The organism is Kitasatospora sp. NPDC004240 (assembly GCF_053603215.1).
The window spans coordinates 1-1,461 of sequence record NZ_JBSGFD010000447.1 but is presented as its reverse complement, the minus strand read 5'-3'; the positions used below and the strand labels follow the sequence as shown (position 1 = coordinate 1,461).

At 71.3% G+C, this 1,461-nt stretch carries 1 protein-coding gene; it reads left to right on the top strand.

Annotation, left to right across the window (positions count from 1 at the left end; all coding sequences use genetic code 11):
* The first annotated feature begins 221 nt into the window (after positions 1–221).
* A complete protein-coding gene (locus ACWEQL_RS42425; protein WP_452156975.1) occupies positions 222–1,442 on the top strand; it encodes an IS110 family transposase in 1,221 nt (406 codons plus the stop codon).
* Positions 1,443–1,461 lie beyond the last annotated feature (19 nt).

The following is a 1,461-nucleotide window of genomic DNA, read 5'->3' as shown; positions in this document are numbered from 1 at the left end:
GACATTGATGCTGATACTCAGGTTCCGGTGGTCGTGGCTCTGCCACTGACTGACGTCCTGCTGGACTGTCTTCGCGTTGTTCTGTCCGGCCGCCGGGACCTGTTCTCATGGCTCCGGCCGGGCGGAACATGACCTGATAGGAGCTTGGTCCAGAAGCCCCTTCAATGTCCTGTCTGCTCCACCCGGCCGGGCCGACCTCCGGTTGGGAAGGCATCACCAGCATGACAGCACCCCTCGCGCACGACCACGACGCAGCAGACCAGGCCGTGTTCGGCGGGGTCGACTCCCACGCCGACACCCTCCACGTCGCAGTCGTCGGCGACAACGGCGGCCACCTCGCCGACGCCGAGTTCGCCACCACCCCGGCTGGCTACGCCGCCGCCCGGGCCTTCCTCACCGCCCACGGCCACGTGATCGCGATCGGTGTGGAGGGCACGTCCTCCTACGGGGCCGGGTTCACCCGCGCCGCCCGCTCCCACGGGCACCGGGTCGTCGAGGTCAACCGGCCCGACCGGGCCGAGCGCCGCCGCGTCGGCAAGTCCGACCCCATCGACGCCTACGCCGCCGCCCGGGCCGCCCTGTCCGGGCGGGCCTCCAACGCCCCCAAGGACGACACCGTCGCCGGCATACGCGCCCTGCACAACGCCGCCCGCTCCGCCGTCAAGGCCCGCACCGCCGCCCTCAACCAGATCGGCCAGATCCTCATCACCGCCCCCGAGGCCGTCCGCGCCGAGTTCGGGCGACTCAAAGGCGCCAACCGCACCGACGCCCTGGCCGGACTGCGGCCGGCCGGGGACGCGGTCCACGTCGCGGTCCTGACCGCACTCAAGAGCCTCGCCGGGCGCGTCAAGGAACTGACCGCCGAGCACACCACTCTGACCAGAGCCCTCGATGCCGAGGTCAACGCCCACAACCCAGGCCTGCGGGCCGCCTACGGCGTCGGCCCCGACACGGCCGCCCAGCTGCTGGTGACCGCCGGGGGCAATCCCGAGCGCCTGCGGACCGAGGCCGCCTTCGCCGCGCTCTGCGGGGTCGCGCCGGTCCCCGCCTCCAGCGGCCGAACCAACAGGCACCGCCTCTCACGAGGCGGCGACCGGGCAGCCAACGCCGCCCTCTACCGCATCGCCCTGGTCCGCATGTCCAGCGACCCGAGAACCCGCGAATACGTGGCCCGGCAGACGGCCGCGGGCCGGACCAAGAAGGAGATCATCCGGCTCCTGAAACGGGCGATCGCCCGGGAGATCTTCCGCTGCCTGACCACCACGGTCACCGTCCCCGGCATCGCCGACCTACGACCCCTGCGACAGTCCAAGAACATCACCCTGACCGCCGTGGCCGGTCATTTCGGGGTCTGGCCAGCCGTCATCTCCACCCTCGAACGCGGCATCCGCCGAGACGACAACCTCGCCAACGCCTACCGCGACTGGCTCACCGCCGCTTGACAGCCAATAGGAGCATCAA

Bases quoted from the DNA above. Each gene is read 5' to 3' on its own strand.
- ACWEQL_RS42425 (WP_452156975.1), top strand. From the start codon at position 222: ATGACAGCACCCCTCGCGCACGACCACGACGCAGCAGACCAGGCCGTG.